This window comes from Streptomyces pallidus (ex Mingjun et al. 2026) (assembly GCF_051550185.1).
Classification (GTDB): Bacteria; Actinomycetota; Actinomycetes; order Streptomycetales; family Streptomycetaceae; genus Streptomyces.
The window spans coordinates 372601-396616 of sequence record NZ_CP196181.1 but is presented as its reverse complement, the minus strand read 5'-3'; the positions used below and the strand labels follow the sequence as shown (position 1 = coordinate 396616).

Here is a 24016-nt window from a genome sequence, read left to right as displayed (position 1 = left end):
GGATCGATCCGTCAGCGTGCCTCGCGCAGCTGTAGAACGTACGCCGCGGTGAGCGCGACGGCGCGGTCCCCGTCCTGTGCCAGGTCGGCGAGGACTCGTGAGGCCGCGCTGCCGGGGACGTCCGCGAGGGCCTGCGCCAGCCGCAGCCGGGAGGACGGTTCGACCGCGTTCGTGCCGAGGCGGTCGACCAGCCCGGCGACGATGTGGTCGGCGAGCGACAGGTCACTCGCCAGCGCCCCGAGCAGGTCGGCTGCTTCGACGTCGTTCGCCCCGTCGGCGATCATGTCGATGAGCGTCGGGACCGCGTCGGCCACCCCGTGTGCCCCGAGCGCCAGCGCCGCGGACCGGCGGACCCCGATGTCGGCGTCCGCGAGGGCGTCCCGCAGCAGCACGGTCGCCCCGGGGTCCGGGATCTCCGCGACGGCCCGCACGGCGCGTCTCCTCACCTCCGCCGTCGGCGACCGGAGGCCCTGCGCCAGCAGGGCCAGTGCCGCGTCGCCGGACCGGGCCAGCGCCCAGCGGAGCGCTCCCGCGACGCTCGGCTCCCTCTCGTTCAACGCGGCCTCGACCAGGGCCTCCACCGGCACCCCAGCGCCCCCTTCGGCCGCGGACAGGGCCGCGCGCTGCCGCTTCCCGGCGCTCTCCGACCCCAGGGCGTGCAGGAGCGCGACGCTGCGCAGCACGTCCTCCCAGGCGGTGGGCCCCGCGGCACCGATCCGCTGCAGCCGCGTCAGCAACTCCGTTTCGGCCGCGATGCGTTCCCGTGTCTCGCGGACCAGGGTCGCGATGAGATCGGAGGGGGCGAACCCGGGATCGTCCAGCGCCCGCGCGACGTCGCGCAGCGGCAGCCCCAGGGACCGCAGGCTCTCGATGTGGAAGATCCGCCGGACGTCCTCGTTCGAGTACTCCCGGTAGCCCGCCCCGGTGCGCTCCGCCGGCCGCAGCAGACCGAGCGACTCGTAGTGGCGGAGCATGCGGGCGCTGACCCCGGACCGCCGCGCCACATCACCGATCAACACGTCCTGTCACTCCTCCCGAGCGGTCGGGCCCAGCGCCACGATCCGCTTCGCCTCCTCGACGGCATAACCGAACCCCGTATCAGGGTCACGCACCAGCCGTTCCGTGGCGATGGCGTGCTCACGTACCCCGGGGGCCGGATCCGTCCCCGCGGCGCGCAGCACCGGCAGGACCTGGGCACCCAGCGTGACGAACGCCCGGCTCAGGCTCAACTGCGTCTCGCGCCCACCGCGTCCGAGCTGCGTCGCCAGCACCTCGGCCAAGTCGATCCTGCCGGCGTCGGGCACCAGGACGACCGCCGCCCGCCAGGCGCTGCGCGCCACCGCGTCGTCGGTGTCGGTCAGCAGCGCCCGCGTGATCGCCGGCCACGCCTGCCGGTCCCCGACCTTCGACAGCGTGTGCAGGGCCTGGCTACGTGCCTGCGGGCGTTCCGAGCCGAGCGCGTCGACCAGCTTCGGCACCGTCACCGAGGGCGAGTGGCGGGTCAGCGCCCACGTCAGCATGTCCCGCACGTGGAAGTCGGGCTCGACCGCACACCGCTCGATCAGCGCGTCGACGGAGCCGGGGTCCGCGGCCGTGCCGACTTCCAGGGCCGCCCGCAGCCGCACCGACGCACTCCCGCTCTCCAGCGCCTTGAGAGCGCGCACCGTGTTCGTTTCCTCTGCCCGAATGATCACCGGGACCACCTCCTGGGCAGCAGTGAAGACCTTGTCACGGTGTCAAGGTCAACCCGGAAGCCGCAGCGCCGCGTTACGGGCGACCGGGGGTACAGCCACACGGAATCATTCGAGGAGTTCTTAGCATCAAAGGGCAAGTATTCGCCCCTTCGCCGTACGGACGGCTACAAAGAAGTGGACCGAACCAGGCCCGGCGACACGGATGAGACGAGCTGTCGTCGATCGGGTCATGTCGTCGAAGGCGGTGGTTGTGTGGTGCGCCAGTCCAACTGGATCGAAACGGCTGCGGTGGAATCCCCTCCGGGGAGACGGATTCCCGAGCTCCCCCACCTGACGGATGCCCTCGTGCTGAAACCCGTGTCGTTTTCCCTGGAGGACGCCTCGGCGGGGGAGTACCGGCACCTCGTCGCTGCCATCCGGTCCGGGGCAGCGGGGACGCCGGGGTTCCCCAGGAAAGCGGGGAGCGGGGAGGGGAAGGTGCGCTACCTCCCCGTGAACATTCAGCTGAGGGGCCTGTCCATAGAGCTCTACTTCGAGCTCCTCGCGCAGAACTCTGGCATTCGTATCGTCGGATTCCGCAACACCTTCGAGAACGGGCAGGCGCCGCCGGAAGCACACTTCCGTCACGTGCGGGACTCGGTCGCGCCACCGGGAATCCTCCGGACGGAAGCCCTGCCGTTCGGTGGGGGGTGCTCGGCGCTCGAGGTGGCGGCCGGCGCCCGAAGGACGGCCCTTCCCCTCGGACGCCGCCCCATGATCAACGCGGTCGTCTGGTTGCACCGCAACAGCGATCCGAAGTGCACGGCACGCGCGATCCTCGTGCTGTCGGAAATGCTCTGTGCGGCTGCCCGGTTCCCCCTGCTGGCAGACGAGGTGTCACGCGTCTGGATGACCGGCGGACCGCTGTCGTCCATGACCCGGGCAGTCGCGTAACCGGCGGACGGCCCATTCCTCGTATCGGGTGGCGACGACCGGCCGAACGGGATCTTCCGTGACGTGCCCGGCCCCGAATCCGAAGCGTTTCCCCTTGCTCCGGGTGCAGGGCGCAGGCCATCCGGAAAACCGTGGAACACATATCAATCCCGGGGTCCGGCTGCCTCGGAGGAGCAGCCGGACCCTCCCGGGAGATCAATCCACCCCCTCGTGAGATCTGCGATTCCCTCCCAGGGAATCCATGGAACAGGAGTGCATGTGATAGTCAAGCGCGCTGGTCGCCGTCTCGTGGTGCTAGCCACCGTGCCCGCCGCCGCTTTCCTGGCGCTGGGAATTTCCGGTCCAGCTCTCGCCGACAGCGGGAAGGCGTACCAGATCGACCTGGCGCAGCTGAACAACTCCGGTTCCCGCGGAACTGTCATGCTCAACCTCAAGGGAAACCAGCTGACCGTGCGCATCGAGTCCGAGGGGATGGTGCCCGGACAGCCATCGGCGCAGCATCTGCACGGCTCGACCAAGGGCCACGACTTCCACTGCCCGGACGCCAGTGACGACACCGACCGCGACGGAGTCCTCAGCAACACCGAGGCCACCAAGGACTACGGCGACATCAACATCTCGCTCACCACCTCCGGGGACACCAAGGCGACCAGTGGCCTCGCCGTGGACCGCATGCCCGTCGCCGACAGGAAGGGCAAGGTCTCCTACCAGCGGACGATCACCGTCGGCCAGGACGTCGTCGACCACATCAAGGACCTGCACGTCGTCCAGCACGGCATCGACCGCAACAAGAACGACAAGTACGACTTCGAGGGCGCCGGCAAGAGCGAGCTCGACCCGAAGCTGCCCCAGGAGGCCACGGCGCCGACCAACTGCGGAGAGGTCAAGGGCGCTGCCGTCGGGTCCATTCCGGTCGGCGGCATCGAGACCGGCGGCGGCTCTTCGCAGAGCCAGGCGCTGCCGGTCGCCATCATGGCAGGGGCGGCGCTCGTCGTGTACGCGGCAACGGCGGGTGGGATCGCCGTCGCGCGCAAGCGGGTAGCCGAGGTCTCCGGCCGTTCGGAGACTCCGGGGGGTGCCGCGTGAGCACCCACGTCTCCGCACCTGCGGTGCCCGGCACAAGGATCCGCCGCCGGACCACGGGGCCCGTGGCCGCCGCTGCCGTGGCCGTGCTGCTCCTCGCGGGGTGCTCCGGCCAGGACGAGGGTGCGTATTCCACCCCGCAGGGGCAGGCCGCACCGAACGGAACACCGGCCGGCGGTGCCGCTGGAGGCGCTCCTAGCGGGAAGCCGTCCGGTGGCGGCCACGACGCGTCGTCGGGTGGTGGGGCGCACGGCGGTACGGGCCAGGCCGAGGCCGCCCTCGCCCGGTCGGAGCCCCAGAAGATCACGATTCCGTCCCTCAACGTTTCCAGTTCGCTGGAGACGCTGCGGCAGAACCAGGACGGAACCATGGAGACCCCGAAGGACCCCAATCTCGCGGGCTGGTACGAGCCGGGCCCGACCCCAGGATCGCAGGGGCCGGCGGTGATCGCGGGTCATGTCACGTGGAACGGCGCGGCGGCCGTGTTCGAGAAGCTGAAGACGATGAAGGCCGGTGACACCATCAAGGTCACCCGGAAGGACAACAAGACGGTCACGTTCACGGTGAGTCAGGTCGCCGAGTACCCGAAGGCCCAGTTCCCCACGCTGGAGGTCTACAAGAACGTCGATCACGCCGGCCTGCGCCTGGTCACCTGCGGCGGCGACTTCGACCCGAAGAAGCACTACTACGACAGCAACGTGGTCGTCTACGCCCGCATGACAGGCACCACGTAGCCGGGAAGGAGGACGACACGAGGGCCACCCGTCAGCCGCGGGACCACACTGCGGCTGACGGCCCCCTCGAACGACCGTGCCCGAGGCGGGCACGACCCCGGCCGTCCTGGCCCACCGCCGTTCTTCGCCGACCTGGTCGGCACCCCGCACCGCGTCGCCACCGCCCACCTCGTCGACGAGGCGGGCCACCCCACGGTCCGGGCCCGCGCCGAGATCCTCGGTTTCCTCACCGACCGCCTGCTCCCGGACGCGAACCGTCCGCTGCCCGCCACCTGACCGGCTTCGGCCGGCGGTGCCCGGGTGTCCGGCTCGCGCCGCAGCCGACGGCGCCCGCTCCCTGTGGCACGTACGCCACGCAGAGGCGGTGCGGGTCAGGCCAGATCCGGAAGAGGCGGCCCGGGATCCGCGGCCGGAGTCAGGGCGGCGGCGGACGCGAGGTGGTCGCGGAACCAGCGGTGCCCCGGGTCCGCCGAGTTGCGGGGGTGCCAGGCCATTCCGAGGTCCAGGGGTTCCAGGTCGAGGGGGACGGGGAACGTCCGCAGGCCCATGGCCGCGACGGTGTCGGGGAGCCAGCCGGCCAGGCTGAGCGCGACGAGGTCGGTGTCCCGGGCGAGCATCATCGCACTGGTGTGGCTGGGCACGACGACCGCGGTCCGGCGGCGCAGTCCGAGGTCCGCGAGGGCGCTGTCGATGGGCCCGAGGCGCTTGCCGAGACGGGAGATGCCGATGTGGTCGACCGCGGCGAAACGCTCGGCGTCGATCGGCCCGTCGAAGAGGGGATGACCGCTGCGGGCGATGCCGACCAGCGGCATCCGGGTGAGCTGCCGGGTCCGGATCTCGGGGTCCAGGTGTCCCAGGACGCCCAGTTCGACGTCGACCGAGCCCTGCCGCAGCCCGGGGCCGCCCTCCACCGCCTCCGGCAGGAAGACGACGTCCACCTGCGGGGCCTCCGCGTGGATCCGTTCGATCAGGGTCCCCGCCAATCCCACCAGGAGCAGCTCGGCGGCCTGCACCGTGAACGTGCGCTGGAGGTGCGCGGCGTCGAACCCGGCACCGGGCCGCAGCACGTTGTCGCAGCTGCGCAGCAACGCCCCCACCTCCCCGCGGAGTTCCACGGCGCGCGGGGTCGGGACCAGCCCCTGGCCGGCCCGGACCAGCAGCGGGTCGCCGACGGTGCGGCGGAGCCGGGCCAGGGTGCGGCTGACTGCCGCGGGCGAGGTGCCGAGGCGCTCCGCGGCGCGGGTGACGCTGTTCTCCTGGAGCAGGGCGTCCAGGACCCGCAGCAGGTTGAGATCCACTGATTCCCCCTCCTGAAGTGCACTTTTACGCTCCCGGCAATGATTGCATGCCGATCTTTGCATTGCTGTCGCATCCGTCGGCACCGGAGAGTGGGGACGCCCGCGATAACGCGTGGCCTTTCCACTTCGCCCCGTTCAAGGAGCCGCTGTGCAGCAGTCCCCCCGTACCGGTCGAGAAGGCGACGTACTCGCCGTCGTCAGTCAGAGCGGCCCGACGGTCTCGTTCTTCGACGCCGCCTCCGACCGGCACCTCGGCGACGTACAGGTCCCATCCGAGCCGCACGAGTTGTGCTACGACCCGACGCAGCGACTGCTGTGGTGCACGCTGACGTACCACTCGGGCTACTACCACGCGAACGCCGGCCGCCGAACCGAGCTGGCCGTCATCGACCCCGACAGCCGCCGCATCGTCGAGGTCGTCGACCTCGCCCCGGAACACGGGCCGCACGGGTTGGCGCTGGACCGGGAGCGCGGACGGCTGTACGTCAGCGTGGAAGCCGGGGAGGACCGGCCCGGCGGTGTCGTGGTGATCGACACGGGGACCCGCCGGCCCCTGGGCAGGATCGACACGGACGCGCCCGGCCCACACTGGTTCGCGATCGATCCGGCCGGGCGGACGGGCTACGCCACCAACAAGGAAGCACCGTTCGTGTCCGTCGTGGACCTCGAACGGGGCGTCCTCACAGCAAAGGTCGAGGTCCCGGGCAGCGAGGGGCTCGCCGTCTCCTCCGACGGCAGGTGCGCCTTCGTCGCCGCGCCGTACGGCGACTTCTCGGGCAGCGGCAAGGCGGGACCGGCCACCGGCATCCGCGTCATCGACGGCTCGACGGCGTCCGTCGTCGACACCCTCCCCACCGATGACGTCGTCCTGCCGGTGCACCTGACCTCGACGGGCAAGCTGCTCGCGGGCGAGTTGCGCATGACGGCGGAGCCGGGGGCGCAACTCGGACGCCACGCACCGGGCCGACTCACCGTGTTCAGCGCCGACACCCGCAAGAAGCTGGGCGAGGTCGAGGTCGGGCACTTCCCGCTGACCATCACCTCCTCCCCCGAGGGCCGACTCGCCTACGTGGCTTGCGTCCTCTCCTCCACGGTCGACATCGTCGACCTGGAAACCCTGGAACGCCTGGCCCGGCTGGACATCGCCAGACTCGGCGAAGCCGGCGCGCACGGCCTGGCGTACGTCCCGCGTCCCGCCTGACCGCCCAGGGCCTGCCGGCACGCGCGGTACTGCCCCGGCCCGCGCCGGGGCGGCCCCGGGCCGACGACCGGACGGGGCTCGACGGGGTCCCACCCGGGGCGCGGACGCGCTCACCCGGGTGGCCCGATTCGGGCCCGGTACGGGCCGGGTAGGGGACGCCCCGTCCGACTACCTCACCGTGGAGAGCCCCCGTGCCCGAGAAGAACGGCCGCTACAAGCCCGGCACCCCCTGCTGGATCGACTTGACGGTCCCCGACCAGCAGGCCGCGATCGACTTCTACTGCGGCCTGTTCGGCTGGCAGGGCGAGATCGGACCGGCGGAGACGGGCGGCTACTCCGTCTGCACCCTCAAGGGCAAGCCGGTCGCCGGGATCACGAAGGCGATGAACCCGGACGGGACGGTGCCGGACCCGCTGCCGCCGACCGTCTGGACCACGTACCTGTCCACGGACAGCATCGACTCCACCGTCAAGTCCGTCACGCACGCGCACGGCACGGTCACGATGGGCCCGACGGACGTCATGGAGCTCGGGCGGATGGCCGTGATCTCCGATCCGGGCGGCGCCGTCGTCGGCCTGTGGGAGCCCCGCACCTTCGACGGCGCGGGCATCGTCAACGAGCACGGCGCGCTCATCTGGAACGAGCTCACCACCGGCGACCTCGCCGCCGCCGCCGCGTTCTACTCCGCGATCCTGCCCGTCACCACGGCCCGGTCCGAGATGCCCGGCGCCGAGGAGTACATCGAGTTCAAGGTCGACGACCGCGCGGTGGCCGGGATGATGGACGTGAGGAACCTCCCGCCCGGCGTGCCGCCGCACTGGCAGCCGTACTTCCACGCCGACGACGTGGACGAGCTGCAGGCCGCCGCCGTCCGCGCCGGAGGCAGCGTCCTCGCCCCTGCCTTCGACATGGCGGCCGGGCGGATGGCCGTCCTCGCCGACCCCCAGGGCGGGGCCTTCTCCGTCATCACGGCGTCGATGCCGGACTCCTCGGGCTGAGGCCTCGCCGCCCGGGAACAGCGTTCACCCCTGTTCGAAGACCGCCCCGGAGTCCTCGCCGTGGGTCCACCACAGCCCGAGCCGCTGCCGGACCAGGAGCCAGCCCCGCTCGCGGTCCCGACGGAACTCCCAGTCGTAGGGGCCGCCCATGGAGTACGGGGAGGAAGCCCTCCCGGGCGCGGTGACGGCGACGAACCACATGTAACCGATGCCGGTCGCCCGATCGCCCGCCACGTCGAAGTGCAGGTTGAGGATGTGGTGCTGGATGCTCGGGAAGGCCGCCTCGGCCTCCTCGACCTTGGCGCGGATCGCGTCCCTTCCGTAGATCGTCCCCCAGGGGGCGAAGTCGAGTCTGGCGTCCTCGGTCCAGCAGGCGGACCAGGTCACCCAGTCCTTGCGGTCCAGGGCCCGCCAGCCGCGGATCACGAGGGCGCGCAGCGCTTCCTTGTCCTCCAGGGCCTGCAGCCTGCGGGCCAGGCCGTGGAGGCCGTACAGGCCGTCGTCGACGGCGCGGGGGCCGGGCGTCGGCGTTCCTTCCTTCACTGGTTGCTCGCGGCGGGACGGACCACGATCTCGTTGACGTCGACCTCCGGCGGCTGGGAGAGGGCGTAGGCGATGGCGTCCGCGACGGCGGAGGCGGGTATCGCGACCGCCCGGTAGGCCTTCATGGCGTTCCGCGCGGCCGGATCCGCAATGCCGTCGGCGAGTTCGGACTCGGTGACGCCCGGGGAGACGACCGTGACCCGGACGTCCCCGGCGGACTCCTGGCGCAGGCCCTCGGAGATCGCACGGACGGCGAACTTGGTGGCGCAGTAGACGGCGGCGGTGGGGACGACCTCGTAGGCTCCGACCGAGGCGACGTTGACGACGTGTCCGCCGCCCTGCGCGCGCATCACGGGCAGCGCGGCGGCGATCCCGTGCAGGACGCCCCGCACGTTCACGTCGATCATGCGGTCCCACTCCGCGGTCCTCAGCTCCGCCAGCGGCGAGAGCGGCATCACCCCGGCGTTGTTGACCACCGCGTCCACCCGCCCGTAGAGGTCGCGGGTGGCCGACACGAAGGCCCGGACGTCGGCGGCGTCGGTGACGTCCAGCCGCCGGGCCGCAGCCGTCCCGCCCGCCTCGGTGATCTCCCGGACGAGGACGTCCAGACGGTCCGTGCGGCGTGCCCCGAGGAACACGCGGTGGCCGTCGGCGGCGAGCCGGCGGGCGGTCGCCTCGCCGATCCCGCTGCTCGCCCCGGTGACGGCGACGACCCTGGCTGTACGGGTGCTCATACCCGACTCCTTCTCTCGGCAGGGCACCGAGTCTGGGCGGGACAGCGCCCGCCACCCAGGCCGCGGGCTGCCCGGGTGCCGCACACCCAGGCACGGCTCCGGATCCCGGACCTAGCCTGGGGACATGACCGACAACCATCTGGGGGACTACCTGCGCGCGCGCCGGGCGGCCGTACGGCCTGACGAGGTCGGCATGGTGAGCCACGGCCTGCGCCGAGTCGCCGGCCTGCGCCGCGAGGAGGTCGCCGTCCTGGCAGGGGTGAACGCCGACTACTACACGCGGCTGGAGCAGGGGCGCGAGCGGCACCCCTCGGCGCAGGTGGTCAACGCGCTCGGCCGCGCCCTGCTGTTGGACGCCGACGCCGTGGCCCATCTGCACCGGCTGGCCGGTACGGCGCGTTCCCGCCCCTTCGCCGCGGCCACGACGGACCGGGTGGGGTCCGCGCTGCGCGCGCTGATCGACGGCTACCCGGAGACCCCGGCGTTCGTCATCGACCCGACGCTCGACGTCCTGGCCGCCAACGCCCTCGCCGAGGCCCTGTACGCGCCCTTCGAACAGGTGGACAACCTGGCCAGGATGGTCTTCCTCGATCCGGTCGGCCGCCCGTTCCACACCCAGTGGCAGGAGACGGCCCGGGCCGTCGTCGGTCACCTGCGCGAGGCCGAGGGGATGGATCCGGGCAGTCCGCGGCTCCGGGACCTGGTCGGCGTACTCACGCAGCGGAGCGCGGACTTCGCCCGCTTGTGGAGCACCCACACCGTGCGCGGCAAGACCCGGGCGGCCAAACACCTCCTCCATCCGGACGTCGGCGTGCTGCACCTCACCTACCACGCCTTCGACGTGCGCGACGCCCCGGGCCAGCAGCTGATCGTCTACCACGCCGAACCGGGCAGCCCGAGCGCCGAGGCCCTGAGCCTGCTCGGCTCCGTGCACGCCACGTCGAGGGTGACCCGGGCGGCGGGTGGATCCCGGCCGTGACCGGCCGCCCGCTCACCTGAGGGTCGTGCTGCCGGCCGAACGCTCCTGGCGCCGCGCCTTCGGGACGGCCCGCCGTGCCTCTCCTCTGCTCCGTTCCGGGTCACGGCTCGCCCGTCCGGGCTGTCCGCCCGCCCGTACGGATCACGCCGGAAGGCCGACGGCGGGCGCGCGTGGTCGGCTGGGCTCGGCTGGTTGCGGTCCGTGACGGTCGGCCGTACGCCGTGGAAGAAGGAGTTCCTGATGTCTCGTCGGCATGTCCAGGCTGTTCTCGGTCTCGTCGCGGGTGTGCTCGCCGCGGTCCCCGTTCCGGCCGCTCACGCCGTCCCGGTGCAGCTGGACTGCTCGGTTCCGAGTCTTGTCGCGGCGATCAACGCGGCGAACAGTTCACCGGGACCCGACAGGATCCGGCTGGCGCGCAAATGCACGTACAAGCTGACGGCGCCGGACCCGGTGAACCCCGGGAACGGGCTGCCCGTGATCACGAGTGAGATCACCATCGACGGGCGGGGGGCCACGATCAGCCGCGACGAGCACGGGAGCAAGACGCCGAGGTTCCGGATCCTCTTCGTCGGTCGGACGGGCAACCTGACCCTCACCCGCACGACCATCAGCGGCGGCTTCGCCACGGACTGCCCTGCCTTTCCCGACCCCCCTGGCCTGGCCTGCGGCGGTGGCATCTCCAACGCCGGAACGATGAAGGTCAACCGCAGCAAGTTCGTCGGGAACACGGCCCGGTCCGACCTGTTCGCCCAGGGCGGCGCGATCGACAACCCCGGCACCGCAACCGTGACCGACACCGAGGTGACCGGGAACCACGTGATCTACAGCGGCGGCGGCGCCGGCGGCCTCGCCGCGGGCGGTGCCATCGCCAACGACGGCCCGCTCACGGTCACCGGCTCCCAACTGACCGGGAACACGGCCACGGTCACGGCCGACACCGAGAGCGTCGCCTTCGGGGCAGCCCTCATCAGCTTCGCCCGGACGACCGTCGAGAACACCGTCATCAGCAAGAACCGCTCCTACGCCCCGGGCGGAACCGCGCGTGCCGCCGTCTCCAACGGCATCCTGGAGCCCGACCGGCTGATCGTGACCGGCGGCGCCATCAGCGACAACACGTCGGACGCCCCGCACGGCCTCGCCCAGGGCGGCGGCATCGCGAACAACGCCCTGATGACGGTGGCCAAGGTGAAGATCAGCGGCAACCGGGCGGTCGCCGACCACGGCACGGCCCGCGGCGGTGGCATCCGCGTGGGCCCCTTCGGCACCCTCGACCTGACCGACAGCCACATCACCGGCAACGAGGCCAGCGCAGGCAGCGGCACGGCCGAGGGCGGCGGGATCGACAACCCCGAGGGCGGGACCCTGACCGCCAAGCGCAACGAGGTCCTCCGCAACACCGCCACCGCGACGGACCGCACCGCGCGCGGCGGCGGCCTCTACCACGCCGGGGGAACGACCGGACTGGGCACCACGACACTGGAGAAGAACACCGTCAAGGACAACCGGGCGGGCGACGGCGGCGGCATCTTCAAGGCGTCCGGCACCCTCACCCTGAACGGTGACGACGTCCGCGACAACCACCCGAACAACTGCAGCCCGGCCGGCGCGGTCCCGGGATGCACCGGCTGACGGGCCCTGTGGTCCCCCGGCTCCGCCCGTCAGGGCCGCAAGCCCGCCCGCCTGAGCGCGACCCCGGCCAGGTCGGTGATGGCCTGCCGGTCCCCGCGCCGCCAGGCGTCGGCGAGGCCGCCGGGCGGGGCCGGGACGGCGGCGAGATCGCCCACCGGCCCGTTGAGGGCCCTCAGGGCGAGCAGGTCGGAGCCGCCGGGGGCGTCGAGGAGACGCCGGGTGACGGCACTGCGCCGGATCCAGCGCAGGCGTGGGGGGAGCCACAGGGCCAGGACGACGGCCACCGAGGTGGTGGTCAGGGCGAACGTGGTCAGGGCGGCCACGCGGCCCACGAAGTCCGTCAGCGATTCCCCCGCGTCGGCGAGACCGGTGCCGGCGTCGGCAGCCGACTCCAGCGGCTTCTTCAGGAGGCCCCCGACGAGCGGCACCCTCGAAGCAGCCTCGCCGGCGTCGTCGAGCCCGGAGGAGAGGTCGTCGCCCGCCGACTGCACCTTCCGTCCCGGCTCGGCCAGCAGCATGATCGCGTCATGGACGGCCACGGCGGACCTGACCGAGACCGCGATGAGGACCAGGGCGACCACATCGGCGAGCACCTGCCGGACCCGACGTGCCGGAGTCTGGGCGTAGAGGCGCATGTGCGTGCTCCTGTTCTCGTGAGGGGCGCGAAGCACGCCGACTCCGGTCGGGCGGGACGGGGCCGGTCGCGGCAGCAGGGCCCGGCCGGTCGCCCGCCCGCCCGCGGTTCGACTCTGTCATTCGCCCGCCCGGGTACACGTTCTCGACGCGTCGCCCGGTCCGGGCACCACCTCGGTGGGTGCCGCGAGCGATTCGTCCGGTCAGCGGCTTTCGCCCCGTACGGGCCGGCTGCGATGGTAGTCCGGGTCCGGAGGGCAGCGGTGCCCTGACCGGACGGCGGCGCCGAGACCGATCTGACGTACCCTGCGCGCGGGAGGACGACGGATGCCCCTCAAGAACTACGGTGTGCTGGCCGCCCGAGCCGTCGACCGGCACCGTGAGGGAGGCGTCAACACGCCCCACTACGAGATCCACCTCCGCGACGACGCCGGAACCCACTACCGGGCCGCCGTCAACGTGCGGTCGAAGATCTCGCCGCACGAGCTGAGGTACGTGGTGGTGGACGACTTCCGCCATCCCCTCACACGGCTGCTCCCGGCCGCCGGCAGCGGATGGAGGGAGTTGCCCAGACAGGCGGGCGGCGCAGGTCTCGACTTCATCCGCGGCAACCTCTTCGATCCGGCCTCCATGCGGGTGCTTCCGCCGGACCTGCCCGGCATCGACAACGACCTGTCCGACGTGTTCGACCACTACGTCCAACGGGCCGTCGCGGACGGGGCGATCGCCCTCTACGTCTTCGGCGAGCGCTTCGGCCCCGAGCCCCACGAGCACGACGGCGCATTCGGGTTCCAGCCGTCGGACGGCGTCCACGAAGTCCACATGAACCAGGGCAACAGCAAGGACTTCCGCCCCCAGGACGGGGTCTGGCAGGACGGCGGCCTGCTCTTCCACCTGCCCGCCGAGGACCGGTGGGTCGCGGTGTTCCTCGCCTTCCAGTCCCAGAAGTGGCACACCGACCCCACCACCGGCCACACGATCCCCGCCGCACCGGGAAGGCCCGTCGACCACGAAGAGCCCCTGCGGATCATCGCCGCACTGGTCAATCCGATCGGACCGGCGCCGGAGGCCGAGAGCGTGACACTGCTCAACACATCCGCGGCCTGCGTCGACCTCACCGGCTGGCAACTGGTCGACCAGCAGATGCACCAACTGCCCCTGCCGCCCGTGCAACTACAGCCGGGCACCACGATCACCATCGCCGGCGGCAACGGCTTCCGGCTCGACAACCACGGCGGGACGATCACCCTCTGCGACCCGGCCGGGCTCAAGGTCCACGGCGTCGCGTACACCGCACACCAGGCCGCGCCCGAAGGCCGGACAGTCACCTTCTGACAGCGCCCACACCGAGTACCGCATCCGTTCGGGCCAACGTGAAGGGCACTTGGGGGAGCAGCCTCGGCCCGACCGGGGCCCGCGCCCTCCGGGACCCCGCACCACGGGCCCGCTGCAGGCGGCCACGCCGCGGACTCCGGTCGAGCGGGCGTGTCCGACGCACACGGTCGCCAGCGGAGACCGGCTGTCGCAACCCGCCCGGTACCCGGGCGGGGCGGACCGATGGCCCGAGATCTACGAGGCCAACCAGCCGGCCCTCGGGAGCGCTGCTCGTGAACACCCCGGCCCACCCGTGTCCGGGACGGACGACCACGACCATTGGATCTTCCCCGGGACAGCTGCGCATCCCCGGACCGTGCCCGGCACCGACCCGACCGGCAGGCTACGTGGCGGCGGCGTGCCCCGCGCCGGTTCTTCCCGGCGTACCCGCGCTGGGCCCGGAGTTCAGCTGCGGCTACCTGACGGTGCCGGAGAACCGCGCCGAACCCGACGGACGCACGATCAGGATCGCGGTGGCCCGGCTCAGGGCCGCCGCGGCGCAGCCCAGGCCGGACCCGGTGGTCTGGCCCACCGGCGGGCCCGGCGGATCGGGGCTGCTGGACGCCCTCACCGTGACCCGGCTCAAGCCGGCGATCGCTCCTGACGCCTGCCAGGTCCGCCAGCAGCCGACGGATCGCCGCCGTGTCGTCGTCGGCGTAGCCCGGCAGCCCGGCGAAGCCTACGAGGGCCGGGCCCGCTGGCCGCCGGGAGCGTAGCAGCCGCCGGGGATGGCGAGAGGCGGTCGCGCGCACACCCAACCCCCTTTGACTGCCATCCAGTTGACTGTCCGGCAGCTGCCTGTGCGGGCCAGTGCTGCGAACCCTTGCGGGGACGCGGAGAAGCCGGCTGGGTCCCCCTGTTACGGTGGCCCGATGGCATCGATCAGACAGTTCCAGGTCACCTTCGACTGCGCGGAACCCGAGCGCGTCGCCCGCTTCTGGTGCGAGGTGTTGGGGTACGTCGTACCGTCGCCCCCCGAGGGGTTCGACACCTGGGACGATTACAACCGATCACTTCCCCCCACTCAGCAGGGTGCGTGGTTCGTATGTCTCGATCCCTCGGGTGTGGGCCCGCGACTGTACTTCCAGCGCGTTCCCGAAGGGAAAGCCGTCAAGAACCGGGTGCACCTCGACGTGCGGGTCGGCACCGGACTCGTGGGCGAAGAGCGCGTGGCCGTCCTCGAGGCCGAATGCGCACGACTGGTCGCGCTCGGTGGGGTACGCGTGCGGCTCCTGGAGGCCGATGACGACAACGAGTCGTGCCTGCTGATGCAGGACGTCGAGGGCAACGAGTTCTGTCTCGACTGAGCAGTACCCGACCACCCGGCAAGCACCCTCGGCGCCGTCACGGCGTGGTGCTCCTCCTCGGAGCACCGGTCGTGACGGCCGCCGCCGCCGCGCCCCGTCCCGGGGCGCGGCGGCGGCGGCCGTCGGCGCATACCATGGTCGATGTCTGCGAGGGGAGCCGTCCATGACCACCGCGAAAGACCTGTTCATCATCGCGATGGACCCGAAACCGGAGCGACCCGTGGGACAGGGCGACCTGTCGCTCGCCCTCGCGGGAGCCGAGCTGATCGACCTGATCGGCGCGCGGGCCGTCACCCTGGACGGCGACCGCATCGTGCCGGGCGAGGCTCCGGCTCCTGACGACCGCCTCCTGTCCGAGGCGGAATCGGCCCTCACCCGTCAGACGCCGTACGAGCGGGTCGAGGACTGGTTGTGGCGGCGGGGCCGCGACCTCGCCGCCGCCTACCAGGCCTCCCTGGAGGAGGACGGGCTGCTCACGCCCACGCGCGGCGGCCGCTCGCCGTTCGGGGCCGACCGTCTGGAACCGGCCGACACGCCCGACCGCCGGCGCGCCGTCGACCGCCTGGAACGGAACGAGCCCGTCCTCGCCGTCCTCGCCTCGATCGTGGGCCTCGCCGACGGACCGTCCGGGGACGAGCCCGAGCCCGAGCCGGACTCCGGCGACGAGGCGGTGACGACCGTCCTGGCCGTCGTCCACGACGCGGTGATGGAACTGGAGGCCGTACGCCAGAGGCGGTCCATCGAGAACGCGGCCTTCGCCAACATCTGGCGCGCACCCTGACACGACCGTCGGCGGCTTGTCCGTGTGCCTGGTAGTGCTTGCTCAGGAGGTGGGGCATGCGCGTAGGGCTGCACGCGCTCGGCATCGGGGACGGCGCCCGTCCGGAGGTGATCCGCGCCGTGGCCACGGCCGCGGAGACGCACGGCTTCGCCAGACTGTGGTGTGGCGAGCACGTGGTGCTCGTGGACACGCCCGCCTCCCGCTACCCCTACTCCGCGGACGGCCGGATCGCCGTACCCGCCGACGCGGACTGGCTGGACCCGCTGCTCGCGCTGAGCTTCGCGGCCGCGGCCACGCGTCGGATCGAGCTCGCCACCGGCGTGCTCCTGCTGCCCGAACACAACCCCGTCGCGGTCGCCGAACAGGCCGCCACACTTGACGTGCTGTCCGCCGGGCGGTTCAGCCTCGGCGTGGGGACCGGCTGGTCGGCCGAGGAGTTCGCGGCACTCGGAGTCCCGTTCGCGGGGCGCGGTCGACGCACCGAGGAGTACCTCGCCGCGATGCGCACCCTCTGGACCGAGGACCCGGCCTCGTTCGCCGGCGAGTTCACCCGCTTCGACGCGATCCGTGTCAACCCCGAGCCGCTGCGCGGCGGCCGGCTCCCGGTCGTGGTCGGCGGCAACAGCGCGACCGCGCTGCGCCGGGCGGTCGCGCTCGCCGACGGCTGGTACGGCTTCAACGTGCCCGTGGCCGAGATCCCGGCACACATCGCCGTCCTCGCCGACGAGTGCGCCCGCCACGACCGCACCCTGGAAGAACTCACGATCGCCGTCGCACCGAGCGACGGCAGTCCGGACCACCTCCGCGAGTTCGCCACGGCAGGCGTCACCGAACTCGTCGTCGGCGCACCCCCGCCGACTCCCGACGGGGCGGCCACCTGGGTCGCGGAACTCGCCCGGACGTGGATTCGACCAGCCGAGTGACACACGGGCGGCCGGGGTGGTTCCGGACCGTTTCCCCCTCGGCCGGGAACCCTGCGTGTCATGATCGGTCCGGCTTTTCGCAGAGGATGAAGACCGACGGCTCCTGAAGCTGGGGGAAGGCATGGCTGAGCGTCAGAACGGCACTGTGAAGTGGTTCAACGATGAAAAGGGATACGGCTTCATCACGCCGGAATCCGGCCCCGACCTGTTCGTCCACTTCCGCGCGATCGAGGGGAACGGCTTCAAGTCCCTGAAGGAGGGCCAGAGGGTCTCCTTCGAGGCCGTCCAGGGGCAGAAGGGGCTCCAGGCGGACAAGGTCCACGTGGTGTCCTAGGAAGGTCCGCGCGCCGTCCGGCCCCGGGGCCGTCCGGCGGGGGTCCGTCGGGCCCGGGGACGGACGGCTTCCGGGGAGGTCAGGGCAGCCGACCGATCAAGGAGCGCGGCGCGGGCACGCTGGAGCCGGCCCCGGCCAGGCCCGCCAGCACGGCGCCCGCCACGGGCGAGCCCGCCCGCCAGGTCAGGGTGCCCGTCAGCAGCCCCCGGGACCGCCCGCCCGACGACACCGGTGACCAGCTCGTCATTCGGTGGCGGCCGAGGGCTCCGCGAGCGCCCGCGGCCGGGACCGGGAGATCGCCACGCCTGCCAGGCACAGCGCGCCGCCGCCCAGGGTGAGCGGCCCCGGCAACTCGCCGAGGAACGTCCACGCCATCAGTACCACGAGGGCCGGCACCGCGTACGTCGTCGCGCCCATCCGTCCCGCGGTCGTACGGGCCAGGGCGTAGGCCCAGGTGGTGAAGGCCAGCGCGGTCGGGAAGACGCCGAGGTACACCATGTTGAGGGTGGCCGACAGCGGGGCCCGGCCGACCTCCGCCACCAGCTGCCCGGCGAACGGCAGGCACGCCACCGTGCCCACCAGGCACCCGAAGGTCGTCACCTGGAGCGCGCTGCCGTGCGCGAGCGCCGGCTTCTGGGCGACGACACCGCCGGCGTACGCGATCGCCGCCAGAAGGCAGAGCGCCACGCCGAGGACGGAGGCGTGCCCCTCCCCGGACATGGACAGCCCCACGGCCACCGCCCCCGCGAAGGACACGCCCATGCCGGCGAGCAGTCGGGGCGGCAGGGCCTCGCCGAGCACCTTCGCCCCGAGCAGCGCGATCAGGATCGGACCGATGTTGACCACCATCGCGGCCGTGCCCGCGTCGACCTCCTGCTCGCCCCAGTTGAGCACCACCATGTACACGCCGAACCACAGCAGCCCGGACACGGCGATCCCCGGCCAGGCCGCGCGCGGAGGCATCCCCTCGCGCCTCACCAGGAGGACGGTTCCGAGAGCGAGGGAGCCGGCGAGGAGCCGCCCGAGGGCGAGGGCGCCGGGGGAGTAGGCGGCCCCCGCGCTGCGGATCGACACGAAGGCGGAAGCCCACAGGACGACGGTGACACCGGCCGCGGCGAGGGCGAGTCGAGAGGTTCGGTTCGGCATGGAGCGACCGTACGGCGCGGACCTTGCGGCCGTCACCGCAGCGTGGGGCGCCCTCACCGCAGGTCCGCCGCGTCGATGCCGAGGGCCGCTTCCAGCGCCCGCTCGCCGGCCGGAGTCACCTTCACCGCACGCTCGGACCCGATGCGTACGCACCAGCCGGTGTCCATCGCGTGCCGGCACAGTGCCGACCCTGCGAGGCCGGCGAGGTGCAGCCGCCGCTCGGTCCAGTCGAGGCAGCCGCGAGCGACGGGGCGGCGTCCCTTCGGTGCGAGGGAGAGGCCGAGCCCCTCGAACCAGGCCAGGCCCTGGTCGGTGAGCGCGAAACCGGTGTCCTGCCGCAGCAGACCGCGTCCGGTCATCGCCTCGGTGATCGTGATCCCGAGCCGCCCGGCGAAGTGGTCGTAGCAGGTCCGCCCGCGCGCCATCGCCTGGGCGGCGCTCGCGGCCCGAAGGTTGCGCGGCGCGTCGGGCCCGCCGGGCCCGACGCGGGCCGCCAGGTCCTCGACGAGCTGTGCTGTCCCGGCGTCGGCGAGCCGCACGTACCGGTGCCTGCCCTGCCGCTCCTCGGCGAGCACCCCGCCCGCGACGAGCTTCCCCAGGTGCTCGCTGGCGGTCGACGGCGCCACCCCCGCGTGGCGGGCCAGCTCCCCGGCGGTCCAGGCCCGCCCGTCGAGGAGGGCCAGGAGGAAGGCCGCGCGGGTCTCGTCGGCGAAGAGGGAAGCGAGTGAGGCGAGGTCCTTGGAGGTCATGGAGCCAGGATGGCGCACGCTCGGTTCGGCCCGGGCCGAACGGTCCCGCGATCGGCGACCGCCCCGATCGGCACGCCACCGGCGGCCGGCCGACCCCTTCCCCCGGACGGCCGGGGCCGGTGGCGGGGTCAGGCGGCCGGGAGCGTGCCCGCCCACACGGGGGGCGTGGGCTGCGCCCAGGGAGCGGCCCTCTCCAGCTGCCCGGCCAGGCGGCACAGGACGTCCTCGCGCCCCGTCGTGGAGGGGTTGCCGGACATCGCGCAGCGGGGCTGTCCCTTCGTAGACTCCATCGCCGGCCTGCCCGACCGGGGGCATCCGGCCCGCCGACTGGTCGAGGACCGCGAGGCCACCCAGCCGCACCGCCTCCGGGCATGTGCGGGCAGGCCGGTGTGGGGGCTCCCGACGAGGCCGCCGCAGAGAGCACCTTCCTCCTGGAAGGTGCTCAGGTCAGCGCCCAGAGCGGGAGCGTCGACCGCGTGGGGGCGCGGCTCCGCGCCGCGGTCGAGGCCGTCCTGGAAACCGAGGAGGTCCGGTCGGCGGACGCTGAGCCGTGGAGGGCGGGCCCGGCACGGCGGGCGGAGTGCGGGATTCAGCGGGCGGAGTGGAAGTGCGGCCGTCCGTCCGGGGCCGGCGCGGCCGGGTCGACGGTCATCGTGATGGCCGTCGCGGTCACCACGCTGACCAGGGCGAGGCCGGCAGCGAGCCGGCGTGGGCGCGAGGACTTCCGGTGCCGGGCGGCCGGACGGCCGCCCCGCGGGTGCGCCCCGGAGGACGCCGTCGCGGCGCGCTCGGCGACTGGCTCCCGAGGAGCGCGGTCCGCGGCCGTCGGCTGCCCCGTACAGAGGCCGACCGGCTGGTTCACTGGCTGGTTCATCGGGAGATCGGGGTCCTCAGTAGGTGAAGCACTCGGAGTGGATCCGCCCGGAGGGGACGCCGGCGCGGATCAGCGACGCGGTCGTGGCATCCGCCATTCCGGGCGGCCCGCACAGGTAGACGTCGTGGTCGGACAGGTCGGGCACGAGCGCGCGCAGGGCCTGGGGGGCGAGCGGGTCGTACGCCTCGTCGGAACGCCCCACCAGGTAGTGCAGACCGGCCCGGCGCTCCGCCGCGATGGCCTCCAGCTCGTCCCGCAGGACCAGCTGACCGGCGTCGCCCGCGCGGTAGAGCAGCGTGAGGTCGCCGGGCCCGGCGGGTAGCGCCTCGAAGAGGGCGCGCATCGGGGTGATCCCGATGCCGCCGGCGATCAGCAGGACCTTCGGGCGGGTGCGCCGGCGCCAGGTCAGCGCACCGAACGGGCCGGTCGCCAGGACCCGGGTGCCGGGGCGCAGCCCGCGGACCCGTCGGGAGTGCGCGCCGAGCGCCTTCACGGTGATGCGGAGGCGGTCGTCGCGCACGGGCGCGGAGAGCGAGAACGGAAGGGCGGTGTGCCACAGGCCGCCCCGCAGGAAGCGCCAGCGGAAGAACTGGCCCGACTCGGCCTGGAGCTCGCCGAGCCGACCGCCCTCGATGGTCACGGAGACCACGTCCGGGCCTTCGCGTTCGACGGCGGCGACGCGCAGCCCGTGCCGCATGGCCTGGCGGATCGGGACGAACCCCCGGTACCAGGCGAGCAGGACGCCGACGACGGTGTGCAGCAGCGCCCAGAACCAGGTGGTGCAGGACGTGACGCGGACGTCGGGGCCGGCCAGCTGGTGGACGAAGCCGAGGGCGGCGGCGAGGTAGGTGAGCAGGTGGATGGCGCGCCACGCCTCGTGCGGGACCCGGCGGCGTACGGCCCTGGCGGAGACCAGGCCCACACAGGCCAGCAGGGCGGCTCCGGCGTAGGCGGCGGCGACGGCCGGGTAGCGGAGCAGTTCCGCGTGGGCGCTGAACAGGTCGGTGCCGCTGCGCAGGGCGTACACGACCAGGGCGAAGAGCCCGTGGGCGGCGCACAGGACCAGCACCCACCGACCGCCGAAGGCGTGCCAGCGGGCGAGGCGGTCGGCGCCGACGCCGTGCTCGACCGCCGGGACGCGTGCCATCAGGAAGAGCATGACGAGGATGCCGTAGCCGGCGAGGAGGCCGGTCAGGTGTGCGGCAGCCCCGATGACGTCGTCGGGGCGGGCGGACGGCTGCACCTGGACGGCCCACAACAGGACGACGACGGCCGCTCCGGCGGCCAGACCAGCGCGCAGTCGCTGGGGCGCGGTCTTCATGGGCGCACGTCCCTTTCAGTCGGTGGTCGGCGTGCTCCCCGGCCGCGGCACCGGAGCAGCGCCCGACGACCGACAGGGAGACATAGCAGTGGCAACTATGTGCAAATCCGCTCGCGCCAGGCAATGACGATCTGTGCAGAATGACTTCTGCCACGCACCCGGATCCGGGTGATATGTCCAGTTGTGATGGCATATAAATGCTTGCCGGCGCCCCCCGTTCGTGCATGGCCTTCACGCATTCGACTTTGCATTCCTGCAGGGCAGGCGTGCGGAAGCCTGCCCTCTACCACACCGGGGAACCCGCTTGGAGAATTCTTTACGCTTCTGCCGCTCTCCTCGTCCGACGGTGCGGTCCGGGGCGGCGCAGGTCATGGCTGAGCCCCCTCACCGGCCGCCGGTCGGGAGGGGGCTCGGGGCTTGCCCGGTCAGCAGGACGCGGGCGGGATGCTCTGCTCGTACTGGAAGACGTTCTGCGGGTCGTACTCCGCCTTGATCTTGCGCAGCCGGTCGAAGTTGGATCCCCAGTAGGCGGTCTCCCAGTCCTGCATGCCGATGTTCGGCACGTTGACGTAGGCGCCGTCGACGTAGGGGCGCAGCGCCAGGCTGAACTCGGCGATCCAGGCCTGGGCCTGCGGGGTCAGGGGGTCGCAGACGCCCGGCTGGTCGGAGCGGGTGCCCCAGCCGGCGCCGGGCTCGGAGTAGAAGAGCGCGTCGCGGTGCGGGAACGCCGTACCGCCGCGGGGGCTCTTCCTGACGGCCCCGCCGAACGCCTGCACGAAGAAGTTGCTGTCGTCCGTGGGCGCGTCGCGGATGAACGAGGAGACCACCTCGATCGCCTTCTTCGGGAACGGCTTCCTGGTGAACTGCGAGTAGAACTTCCAGTTCGCCGGTTCCTCGGAGGTCGGGATCTGGAAGTCCGAGTACACCTGGCCCCAGTTCCCCACCTGCACCGTCACGGTGGGGCTGTCGATCGACAGGATCGGGGCCAGCAGCTTCTTCGCCTCCGCGGGCGTTCCTTCCGCGAGGACCGCGAACAGCAGGATCTGGTTCCGGTGGATTTCGAGCTGCGTGCCGAGGCGGTCGTCGGTGAACGGCGCGGTGCGCTGGTAGGCCTCGAAGATCCTGGACAGGTCACCGGTCCCGTCCCAGACGGCCTGTACGTACGTGACGCTCTTCAGCGGGGCCACCTTGTAGGTGAGTGAGGTGACGATCCCGAAGTTGCCGTTCCCCGCTCCGCGCAGCGCCCAGAGCAGGTCCGGGTTGTCGTGCAGATCGACCTTGACCACCTTGGCGCACTCGGCGCCTTCCGCGACGACGACCTCGGCGCCGATCAGGCTGTCGCAGGCCATGCCGAGCCAGCGGGTGAGGAAGCCGAAACCACCGCCGAGCGTCGCCCCGGACAGGCCCACGGAGCCTTCGGTTCCCGTCGTGACCGCGAAGTTCTGCTCCGAGAGCGTGGTCACCGCTTCCAACTGGTTGAGTCCGGCGCCGACGGTCGCGATGCGGGCACCGTTGTCGATGTGGACGGACTTCAGCTCGCTGATGTCGATCACGAGGCCGTTGTCGACGTTCGACCAGCCCTCAAGGCTGTGGCGGCCGCTGCGGACCCGCACCGCGACGTCGTGCTGCCGCGCCCACGTCAGGGCGTTGACCACGTCCTGGGTGTTCTGGGCGAAGACGATGACCAGCGGGTAGTGGGAGAAGAGCTGGTCCCAGCCGAGGCGGGCGTCCGTGTACCCGGGGTCCTCGGGGCGGACGATGCGGCCGGTCAGCTTCGCCGGCGGGCACTTTCCGTCCCCGGACGCCGCGTTCACGGCGGTCGCACCGAGGGTGTCGGTGGCTGCACCGTGGGCCTCGGCGGTGGTGACGCCCTGTGCGACCACCGCACCGGCACCGGCGACTGCCGTCGCCTTGAGCAGTTTACGGCGGGAAAAGTCGTTCATTGTCCGTTTCCTCTCGGCCACCAGCAGGCGCGAATCATTCACTTACAGGCGATTTGGGCGAAGTGGACAGTAACAAGGACGAATGCGGTGGATGGCGTCGACACACGCCCAACCACGGCCGAAGCGCCCAACTCCTCCCCGCGGCGGTGAACGCGATGTGCTCGGCTGGTGATACGACCAGGCCGACCCGGAACGGCGGCGTCGCCCAGCACCCCTGCTGTACGGCATCGCGGCGGGCCGTGAGGTGCCGTGCGACGAGCCGGACGATAGGATGAAAATGACATCAGGCCTCACGGAATGCGCCGGCAACCAGACGGAACGCGCGGGCCATGTGGGGCGACATGCGCACGGCGTAACGGTGTGAGACCTTCCCCCCTCGGAGTGCTGTGCGGCCACTGCCGCGGGTACCGGAGCCGTCACGCCCCACCGGCCGCACCGTCAGCGTCCAAGGCAGGTTGAACGATGAACCGGACACGTCGTCTTGCAGCACTCACGCTCCTGGTGGCCCCCGCGGTCGCGGTGGGCCCCGCGGTTGCCGCACACGCCTCGACCCCGGCCGCGCCCGCGGTGGCGACCGCCGCGACGTGCAAGGTCGAAGTGGACTCGGCCGGCAAGTACCACCTGTGGGGTGAGGGGTTCCCCGACGGAAAGGTGACCTACACCGGATCCGCGTCGGGCACCGTCCCCACCAAGGGGGGAAGGTTCGACGTCGGCGGTCTCAGCGGGAGCAAGTACGTCGTCAAGGCGGCCGACGGGACCACCGTCAACTGCACCGTGGTCCAGCACTGAGTCGTCCTGACGACCC

The 24016-nt window shown here is 72.3% G+C and carries 27 protein-coding genes; 14 read left to right on the top strand and 13 right to left on the bottom strand.

Annotated elements, in window-relative coordinates; genetic code table 11:
• Window positions 1-11 precede the first annotated feature (11 nt).
• Both ACSHWO_RS01990 and ACSHWO_RS01985 read right to left on the bottom strand, forming a co-directional pair.
• Entirely contained in the window at window positions 12-1019 is a 1008-nt protein-coding gene (locus ACSHWO_RS01990; protein WP_438309785.1) for a MerR family transcriptional regulator, read from the bottom strand.
• 6 nt (window positions 1020-1025) lie between these two features.
• Entirely contained in the window at window positions 1026-1664 is a 639-nt protein-coding gene (locus ACSHWO_RS01985) for a HEAT repeat domain-containing protein (RefSeq protein ID WP_438309784.1), read from the bottom strand.
• 375 nt (window positions 1665-2039) lie between these two features.
• Between ACSHWO_RS01985 and ACSHWO_RS01980 the strand changes: the two genes are divergently transcribed.
• The 3 genes from ACSHWO_RS01980 (at window position 2040) to ACSHWO_RS01970 (ending at window position 4444) form a co-directional block, all read left to right on the top strand.
• A complete protein-coding gene (locus ACSHWO_RS01980; RefSeq protein ID WP_438309783.1) occupies window positions 2040-2627 on the top strand; it encodes a ribosome-inactivating family protein in 588 nt (195 codons plus the stop codon).
• Window positions 2628-2888: 261 nt separating this feature from the next.
• Complete coding sequence (locus tag ACSHWO_RS01975) at window positions 2889-3713, top strand: hypothetical protein (RefSeq protein ID WP_404236646.1); 825 nt, start codon at window positions 2889-2891, stop codon at window positions 3711-3713.
• Entirely contained in the window at window positions 3710-4444 is a 735-nt protein-coding gene (locus ACSHWO_RS01970) for a class F sortase (protein WP_438309782.1), read from the top strand. Before ACSHWO_RS01975 ends, ACSHWO_RS01970 begins: the two co-directional genes overlap by 4 nt.
• Before the next feature lie 371 nt (window positions 4445-4815).
• Here ACSHWO_RS01970 and ACSHWO_RS01965 read toward each other — a convergent pair whose 3' ends face one another.
• Complete coding sequence (locus tag ACSHWO_RS01965) at window positions 4816-5742, bottom strand: LysR family transcriptional regulator (RefSeq protein WP_438309781.1); 927 nt, start codon at window positions 5740-5742, stop codon at window positions 4816-4818.
• A gap of 148 nt (window positions 5743-5890) precedes the next feature.
• Here ACSHWO_RS01965 and ACSHWO_RS01960 point away from each other — a divergent pair, with 148 nt between their 5' ends.
• Entirely contained in the window at window positions 5891-6943 is a 1053-nt protein-coding gene (locus ACSHWO_RS01960) for a YncE family protein (protein ID WP_438309780.1), read from the top strand.
• Window positions 6944-7134: 191 nt separating this feature from the next.
• The gene (locus ACSHWO_RS01955; RefSeq protein ID WP_438309779.1) at window positions 7135-7941 is read left to right on the top strand and encodes a VOC family protein; all 807 of its coding nucleotides are present in this window, start codon (window positions 7135-7137) and stop codon (window positions 7939-7941) included.
• A 24-nt stretch (window positions 7942-7965) separates the two neighbouring features.
• Here ACSHWO_RS01955 and ACSHWO_RS01950 read toward each other — a convergent pair whose 3' ends face one another.
• Window positions 7966-8484, bottom strand: a complete 519-nt coding sequence (locus ACSHWO_RS01950; protein ID WP_438309778.1) for a nuclear transport factor 2 family protein — start codon at window positions 8482-8484, stop codon at window positions 7966-7968.
• Window positions 8481-9218 (bottom strand): SDR family oxidoreductase, encoded by a 738-nt coding sequence (locus ACSHWO_RS01945; protein WP_438309777.1) that lies wholly within the window; start codon window positions 9216-9218, stop codon window positions 8481-8483. The genes ACSHWO_RS01950 and ACSHWO_RS01945 overlap by 4 nt, the downstream gene beginning before the upstream one ends.
• 124 nt (window positions 9219-9342) lie before the next feature.
• Between ACSHWO_RS01945 and ACSHWO_RS01940 the strand changes: the two genes are divergently transcribed.
• On the top strand, window positions 9343-10197 hold the full coding sequence (locus ACSHWO_RS01940; protein WP_438309776.1) for a helix-turn-helix transcriptional regulator: 855 nt from the start codon (window positions 9343-9345) through the stop codon (window positions 10195-10197).
• A 240-nt stretch (window positions 10198-10437) separates the two neighbouring features.
• On the top strand, window positions 10438-11826 hold the full coding sequence (locus ACSHWO_RS01935) for a hypothetical protein (RefSeq protein WP_438309775.1): 1389 nt from the start codon (window positions 10438-10440) through the stop codon (window positions 11824-11826).
• Between the two features lie 29 nt (window positions 11827-11855).
• Here ACSHWO_RS01935 and ACSHWO_RS01930 read toward each other — a convergent pair whose 3' ends face one another.
• Window positions 11856-12461, bottom strand: coding sequence for a hypothetical protein (locus tag ACSHWO_RS01930; RefSeq protein WP_438309774.1), 606 nt, complete (start codon window positions 12459-12461; stop codon window positions 11856-11858).
• Window positions 12462-12786: 325 nt separating this feature from the next.
• On the opposite strand from ACSHWO_RS01930, the gene ACSHWO_RS01925 reads away from it, so the two are divergent.
• From ACSHWO_RS01925 to ACSHWO_RS01900, 6 genes are all read left to right on the top strand, one after another.
• The gene (locus ACSHWO_RS01925) at window positions 12787-13794 is read left to right on the top strand and encodes a DUF2278 family protein (RefSeq protein ID WP_438309773.1); all 1008 of its coding nucleotides are present in this window, start codon (window positions 12787-12789) and stop codon (window positions 13792-13794) included.
• Window positions 13795-14180: 386 nt separating this feature from the next.
• Window positions 14181-14549, top strand: coding sequence for a hypothetical protein (locus ACSHWO_RS01920; RefSeq protein ID WP_438309771.1), 369 nt, complete (start codon window positions 14181-14183; stop codon window positions 14547-14549).
• Between the two features lie 156 nt (window positions 14550-14705).
• Window positions 14706-15140: a VOC family protein gene (locus ACSHWO_RS01915; protein WP_438309770.1), complete on the top strand. Its 435-nt coding sequence runs from the start codon at window positions 14706-14708 to the stop codon at window positions 15138-15140.
• A 163-nt stretch (window positions 15141-15303) separates the two neighbouring features.
• A complete protein-coding gene (locus ACSHWO_RS01910; protein ID WP_438309769.1) occupies window positions 15304-15921 on the top strand; it encodes a GOLPH3/VPS74 family protein in 618 nt (205 codons plus the stop codon).
• 56 nt (window positions 15922-15977) lie between these two features.
• Window positions 15978-16844, top strand: coding sequence for a TIGR03619 family F420-dependent LLM class oxidoreductase (locus tag ACSHWO_RS01905; RefSeq protein WP_438309768.1), 867 nt, complete (start codon window positions 15978-15980; stop codon window positions 16842-16844).
• Window positions 16845-16965: 121 nt separating this feature from the next.
• Window positions 16966-17178, top strand: coding sequence for a cold-shock protein (locus tag ACSHWO_RS01900; RefSeq protein WP_438309767.1), 213 nt, complete (start codon window positions 16966-16968; stop codon window positions 17176-17178).
• Between the two features lie 79 nt (window positions 17179-17257).
• On the opposite strand, the gene ACSHWO_RS01895 is transcribed toward ACSHWO_RS01900, so the two are convergent.
• The 7 genes from ACSHWO_RS01895 to ACSHWO_RS01865 all read right to left on the bottom strand — a co-directional run bounded on the left by ACSHWO_RS01895 (window position 17258) and on the right by ACSHWO_RS01865 (window position 23211).
• Entirely contained in the window at window positions 17258-17425 is a 168-nt protein-coding gene (locus tag ACSHWO_RS01895; protein WP_438309766.1) for a hypothetical protein, read from the bottom strand.
• Complete coding sequence (locus tag ACSHWO_RS01890; RefSeq protein ID WP_438309765.1) at window positions 17422-18324, bottom strand: DMT family transporter; 903 nt, start codon at window positions 18322-18324, stop codon at window positions 17422-17424. The genes ACSHWO_RS01895 and ACSHWO_RS01890 overlap by 4 nt, the downstream gene beginning before the upstream one ends.
• A gap of 53 nt (window positions 18325-18377) precedes the next feature.
• Entirely contained in the window at window positions 18378-19073 is a 696-nt protein-coding gene (locus tag ACSHWO_RS01885; protein WP_438309764.1) for an ArsR/SmtB family transcription factor, read from the bottom strand.
• A gap of 128 nt (window positions 19074-19201) precedes the next feature.
• Complete coding sequence (locus tag ACSHWO_RS01880; protein WP_438309763.1) at window positions 19202-19363, bottom strand: hypothetical protein; 162 nt, start codon at window positions 19361-19363, stop codon at window positions 19202-19204.
• Between the two features lie 299 nt (window positions 19364-19662).
• Window positions 19663-19947 carry a hypothetical protein gene (locus tag ACSHWO_RS01875; protein ID WP_438309762.1) on the bottom strand — a complete coding sequence of 95 codons (285 nt, stop codon included), beginning with the start codon at window positions 19945-19947 and terminating at the stop codon, window positions 19663-19665.
• A 16-nt stretch (window positions 19948-19963) separates the two neighbouring features.
• Window positions 19964-21268 carry a ferredoxin reductase family protein gene (locus ACSHWO_RS01870; RefSeq protein ID WP_438309761.1) on the bottom strand — a complete coding sequence of 435 codons (1305 nt, stop codon included), beginning with the start codon at window positions 21266-21268 and terminating at the stop codon, window positions 19964-19966.
• Window positions 21269-21693: 425 nt separating this feature from the next.
• Window positions 21694-23211, bottom strand: coding sequence for an FAD-binding oxidoreductase (locus ACSHWO_RS01865; protein WP_438309760.1), 1518 nt, complete (start codon window positions 23209-23211; stop codon window positions 21694-21696).
• Between the two features lie 462 nt (window positions 23212-23673).
• Between ACSHWO_RS01865 and ACSHWO_RS01860 the strand changes: the two genes are divergently transcribed.
• Window positions 23674-24000 carry a hypothetical protein gene (locus tag ACSHWO_RS01860; protein ID WP_385848636.1) on the top strand — a complete coding sequence of 109 codons (327 nt, stop codon included), beginning with the start codon at window positions 23674-23676 and terminating at the stop codon, window positions 23998-24000.
• Window positions 24001-24016: the final 16 nt, after the last annotated feature.

Coding starts and splice junctions, on each gene's coding strand:
- ACSHWO_RS01870 (WP_438309761.1), bottom strand. CDS start 21,268: ATGAAGACCGCGCCCCAGCGACTGCGCGCTGGTCTGGCCGCCGGAGCG.
- ACSHWO_RS01895 (WP_438309766.1), bottom strand. CDS start 17,425: ATGACGAGCTGGTCACCGGTGTCGTCGGGCGGGCGGTCCCGGGGGCTG.
- ACSHWO_RS01910 (WP_438309769.1), top strand. CDS start 15,304: ATGACCACCGCGAAAGACCTGTTCATCATCGCGATGGACCCGAAACCG.
- ACSHWO_RS01860 (WP_385848636.1), top strand. CDS start 23,674: ATGAACCGGACACGTCGTCTTGCAGCACTCACGCTCCTGGTGGCCCCC.
- ACSHWO_RS01885 (WP_438309764.1), bottom strand. CDS start 19,073: ATGACCTCCAAGGACCTCGCCTCACTCGCTTCCCTCTTCGCCGACGAG.
- ACSHWO_RS01935 (WP_438309775.1), top strand. CDS start 10,438: ATGTCTCGTCGGCATGTCCAGGCTGTTCTCGGTCTCGTCGCGGGTGTG.
- ACSHWO_RS01945 (WP_438309777.1), bottom strand. CDS start 9,218: ATGAGCACCCGTACAGCCAGGGTCGTCGCCGTCACCGGGGCGAGCAGC.
- ACSHWO_RS01930 (WP_438309774.1), bottom strand. CDS start 12,461: ATGCGCCTCTACGCCCAGACTCCGGCACGTCGGGTCCGGCAGGTGCTC.
- ACSHWO_RS01925 (WP_438309773.1), top strand. CDS start 12,787: ATGCCCCTCAAGAACTACGGTGTGCTGGCCGCCCGAGCCGTCGACCGG.
- ACSHWO_RS01875 (WP_438309762.1), bottom strand. CDS start 19,947: ATGAACCAGCCAGTGAACCAGCCGGTCGGCCTCTGTACGGGGCAGCCG.
- ACSHWO_RS01905 (WP_438309768.1), top strand. CDS start 15,978: ATGCGCGTAGGGCTGCACGCGCTCGGCATCGGGGACGGCGCCCGTCCG.
- ACSHWO_RS01880 (WP_438309763.1), bottom strand. CDS start 19,363: ATGGAGTCTACGAAGGGACAGCCCCGCTGCGCGATGTCCGGCAACCCC.
- ACSHWO_RS01915 (WP_438309770.1), top strand. CDS start 14,706: ATGGCATCGATCAGACAGTTCCAGGTCACCTTCGACTGCGCGGAACCC.
- ACSHWO_RS01865 (WP_438309760.1), bottom strand. CDS start 23,211: ATGAACGACTTTTCCCGCCGTAAACTGCTCAAGGCGACGGCAGTCGCC.
- ACSHWO_RS01890 (WP_438309765.1), bottom strand. CDS start 18,324: ATGCCGAACCGAACCTCTCGACTCGCCCTCGCCGCGGCCGGTGTCACC.
- ACSHWO_RS01900 (WP_438309767.1), top strand. CDS start 16,966: ATGGCTGAGCGTCAGAACGGCACTGTGAAGTGGTTCAACGATGAAAAG.
- ACSHWO_RS01940 (WP_438309776.1), top strand. CDS start 9,343: ATGACCGACAACCATCTGGGGGACTACCTGCGCGCGCGCCGGGCGGCC.